General features: G+C 63.8%; 4 protein-coding genes. All 4 read left to right on the top strand.

Annotated elements, in window-relative coordinates; all coding sequences use genetic code 11:
- The first annotated feature begins 411 nt into the window (after positions 1-411).
- Positions 412-1,608, top strand: a complete 1,197-nt coding sequence (locus tag EN964_RS26820; protein WP_127270878.1) for an amidase — start codon at positions 412-414, stop codon at positions 1,606-1,608.
- 2 nt (positions 1,609-1,610) lie between these two features.
- Entirely contained in the window at positions 1,611-2,510 is a 900-nt protein-coding gene (locus EN964_RS26815) for a LysR family transcriptional regulator (RefSeq protein WP_127272432.1), read from the top strand.
- 82 nt (positions 2,511-2,592) lie between these two features.
- Positions 2,593-3,261, top strand: a complete 669-nt coding sequence (locus tag EN964_RS26810) for a DUF1007 family protein (RefSeq protein WP_023810039.1) — start codon at positions 2,593-2,595, stop codon at positions 3,259-3,261.
- On the top strand, positions 3,258-4,220 hold a 963-nt coding region (locus EN964_RS26805), incomplete at its 3' end, for a nickel/cobalt transporter (protein WP_164776009.1). The genes EN964_RS26810 and EN964_RS26805, both read left to right, overlap by 4 nt.

Here is a 4,220-nt window from a genome sequence, read left to right as displayed (position 1 = left end):
CATCCAAGCCAAGGCAGACAAAGCGAACCTTGGCCTTGCCCGGCCTCGGTTCGCTTTGTCTGCCTTGGCTTGGATGGGAGACCCGTCCGCACTGCCGGCAATGAAGGTGTGCCTCTTCAGTAACCCCGGTTTTTGGACAACCGGCAGAACACCAGAAAGGCCCGCACCGTCGTTGCTTCAAGGTGTCCTCGGGCTGGCGGTTGGCCGCTAGACCGACTGGAGGGGTTGGCTCCAGTTACCTTACCGATTTCCCTCACCATTCGAGGATCGGCGGACACCCACAGGCACGTGCGACTTTGGGCAAGCGCGATATAAGGGCGAAGACTTTCACAATCAATAAAAATCGTATCGCAGGTTGTAAAATTTCTGGTGTCGAACAATGTTGCGGCAACCGTATCCGGATATCGAACGATGACAGGCACGCACGGCCCTCTCAACGCCTTTCTCGATCTTCGCCAGATGCCAGTGGCACATGCCCAGCTAGGCCCGCTGGCCGGCCTGCGGCTGGCCGTCAAGGACATCTACGACGTCGCCGGCTACCGCACCGGTTGCGGCAATTTGCAAAAATTCGCCGAAAGCCACGCAGCCTCGCGCACCGCACCCGCCGTGCAGATGATCCTCGATGCTGGCGCACGCTTCGTCGGCAAGACGCAGACCGACGAGCTTGCCTTCGCGTTGTTCGGCCAGAATGCGCATTTCTCGTTTCCGGTGAACCCGGCGGCACCCGACCGCGTCACCGGCGGCTCCTCATCGGGGTCGGCGGCGGCGGTGGCGGGCAGGCTGGCCGATATCGCGACCGGCTCAGACACCGGCGGCTCGATCCGCGCCCCGGCGAGCTTTTGCGGACTGATCGGGCTGCGCACCACGCATGGCCGCATTCCGCTCGACGGCACGATGAAGCTGGCGCCGAGCCTCGACACGTTCGGCTGGTTCGCCGACGACATCGAGACCTACGAGACCGTCGGCAAGCTGCTGCTCGGCCGCGATCCGCACCAGCACGTGTTGGACCGGCCGCTGGCGCTGGATTGGCTGGATGGATTGGTCGCCCGCCCGGCGCTGGCCGAATATGGTGAAATGAAGGGGCTGGCGGGCGCGGTCTTCGGCGTGCCGGCGACGCCGGCAATCCGCTTCTCCTCATCTCCCGATGAACTCTATTGGTGCTTTCGCCGGCTGCAGGCCAGGGAGGCCTGGGCGGTGCATGGCGAATGGATCACCAGCGGCGAGCGCGGCCTCGGCCCCGGTGTCGAGGAGCGTTTCGGCTTTGGCCGTGCCGTCGATGACAGGACAGCCCAGGCCGAGAAGGTGCGACGTCTGACCTTTCGCGGCGAACTGAACGCCCTGCTCGGCAGGAACGGCTTCCTTGTCCTGCCGACCGTGCCTGGTCCGGCGCCTTACGTGGACAGCACGCCGGAGCAGTTCCAGGCCTATCGCGAACGGGCGCTCCAACTTCTGTGCCTGGCCGGCCTGTCTGGTTTTCCACAGATCACGCTGCCCGTCGGCTCGGTCGCCGGCGCCCCGTTCGGCCTGTCGCTGCTTGGCCCTTCCGGCAGCGACATTGCCCTGATACGGCTCGGCCGGAAACTTCTCGACGCGGCACGAAAGGCCTGACCATGGACACACTGACGCGCATGCGTGCCTTCATCGACGTGGTCGAGGCCGAGGGCTTTTCGGCGGCGGCGCGCAAGATCGGTCGTTCCAAGGCCTTGCTGTCGAAATATGTGCGCGAGCTGGAGGACGAACTCGGCGCTTTGCTGCTCAACCGCACCACGCGCCAGTTCTCGATGACCGAGGCCGGCCATACCTATTACCGGCGCGCCTCGGAGATCGTGCGCGAGGTCGACAGCCTGGCCGACGCGGTGCGTGAATCCTCCGGCGACGTGCGCGGCCGGATCAAGCTGTCGGCGCCGCGCACCTTCGCCGACGCGCCGATCGGCCAGTCGCTGATCGACTTCGCCAAGCAGCATCCCGACATCGTGCTCGACATCCAGCTCGACGACCGCTTCGTCGATCTGGTCGAGGAGGGCTTCGATCTTGCGGTGCGCATCTCGCGGCTGGAGAACTCGTCGCTGATCGCCAGGCGGCTGGCGCCGTTTTCGATAAAGCTCTGCGCCTCCCCCGAACTGATCGCCAGGCATGGCATGCCGACAAGGCCGCAGGATCTCAGCCGCATGCCTTGCATCGTCGACACCAATGGCCGCGGACTGAACAACTGGCCGTTCAAGGGCGACAATGGCGATCCGGTGAGCGTTTCGGTGTCCGGTCCGGTCGAGGTCAACAGCCCGATGACGGCGAGAGCCGCGGCCGTGGCGGGCCTCGGATTTACCGTCCTGCCGGATTTCATCGCCGCGCCCGACCTCGCGAGCGGCCGGCTGGTGGCGGTGATGGATGACCGTATCCTGTCGGGCGGCGGCATCTTCGCCGTCTACCCGCACCGCCGCTATCTGCCGGCGAAAGTCCGCGTCTTCGTCGACTTCCTGGTGCAGTGGTTCAGGACGCGCGAGGCTGGCTGACCGGCATCGATAGTCTCATGGTCCCAATTTCGCCCCCTTTCTGGTAACTCTCGGCAACTCTTCCGAGGCCTATGGACCGAGAATGAATCTGAAACGGCACGCAATCATGCTGGCTTCGGCCTTGGCGGCTACTTTTGCCGCCACTGGACCGGCTTACGTGCATCCGCATGTCTTCGCCGAGGCCCGCCTCGATGTGATTCTCTCCCCGGATCACCAAAGCGTGAAGGCTCTCCGTCATCTCTGGCGCTTCGACGATCTGTTTTCCTCGACCGTGATGATGGAGTTCGACAAGAACTCCGACCTGAAGCTCGATGACAAGGAGCTGAAGGAAGTCGCCGACACCGTTCATGCCTCGCTGGCCGAGTTCAATTACTTCCAGCTCGTCACCGTTGACGGCAAGGACGTGGCGATGACGCCGCCGCCGCATCTGATGGCCAATTTCGACAACGATCAGCTGATCATCCTGTTCGAGTCCGAACCGAAGGTGCCGATCAAGCTCCACGGCAAGATCGATATCGGCGTCTACGATCCGACATTCTACACGGCGATCGACTTCACCGAGGACTCCAACATCACGGTTGAAGGCCTGCCCTCGAACTGCACCAGCAAGGTGGTCCGTCCGGACCCGGACGAGGCCATCAAGGAAAACCAGAAGACCCTCACCGATGCCTTTTTCAACGATCCGACCGGCACCGATATGAGCAAGATCTTCGCCACCAAGCTCGAACTGACCTGTCAGCCAGAAGGATGAAGCCGGTGACGAAACCGTCCCTGCGTTTGGCATTCGGCCTGTTGGCCCTCACTGTCGCCATGATGCATTTCGCCGACGCCGCTCATGCCCAGAGTTCGCTCGGCATCGGCGTCAATGACGGCATGGCGCCGACCACCGGCCCGTTCGCCCATATCCTGATGTGGATCAATCTCAGGCAGCAGGAATTCTACCGCGCGCTGGCAACGGCGATGAAGGCGATGCGCCAGGACGGCAGCAAGATCTGGATACTCGTCGGCCTGTCCTTCGCCTACGGTATTTTCCATGCCGCCGGCCCCGGCCACGGCAAGGCCGTGATCTCGTCCTACATGGTGGCCAATGAAGTGGCGTTGCGGCGCGGCATCCTCTTGTCCTTCGTCTCGGCGCTGCTGCAGGGCCTGACCGCGATCGCGGTGATGGGGGTCGCCTATTTCGTCCTGCGCGGCACCTCCGTCTCGATGACGGACGCGGCCTGGTTCATGGAGATCATGAGCTTTGTCTTCGTCACCCTGTTCGGCGCCTGGCTGCTGTGGCGCAAACTCGGCCCCGCCGTCCTGCGTCTGTTCGGCAAGGGCCCGGCCTACAGCCTGTCGGCGGCTCATGCCGGCCATTCTCACGCCGGTCATTCTCATGGGGGTCATTCTCATGGGGGCCATTCGCACGGCGCGCATTCGCATGCCGGTCACTCCCATGCAGCTCCCAGCCATTCGGCGCATGCTCATTCGCACGCGCCACACGCGCATGACCATGTGCACGGCCCTTCGCACGATCATCACGATCATGCCGAACACGATCACGCTCATCACGATCACGCGGCCGGCGAAGTCTGCGATACCTGCGGCCATTCGCACGCACCCGATCCGGCGCTGCTGTCGGGCGACCGCTTCGACTGGCGCACGGCGTGGACGGCGGTGGCGGCGGTCGGCATCCGCCCCTGCTCCGGCGCCCTGATCGTGCTGAGC

Source organism: Mesorhizobium sp. M7A.F.Ca.CA.001.10.2.1 (genome assembly GCF_003998575.1).
Classification (GTDB): Bacteria; Pseudomonadota; Alphaproteobacteria; order Rhizobiales; family Rhizobiaceae; genus Mesorhizobium.
Note: the sequence above shows the minus strand (reverse complement) of the source record. Positions and strands in the feature narration are given on the sequence as shown.

Excerpts from the sequence above, each read along its gene's own strand:
- EN964_RS26820 (WP_127270878.1), top strand. The coding sequence starts at position 412 with ATGACAGGCACGCACGGCCCTCTCAACGCCTTTCTCGATCTTCGCCAG.
- EN964_RS26815 (WP_127272432.1), top strand. The coding sequence starts at position 1,611 with ATGGACACACTGACGCGCATGCGTGCCTTCATCGACGTGGTCGAGGCC.
- EN964_RS26810 (WP_023810039.1), top strand. The coding sequence starts at position 2,593 with ATGAATCTGAAACGGCACGCAATCATGCTGGCTTCGGCCTTGGCGGCT.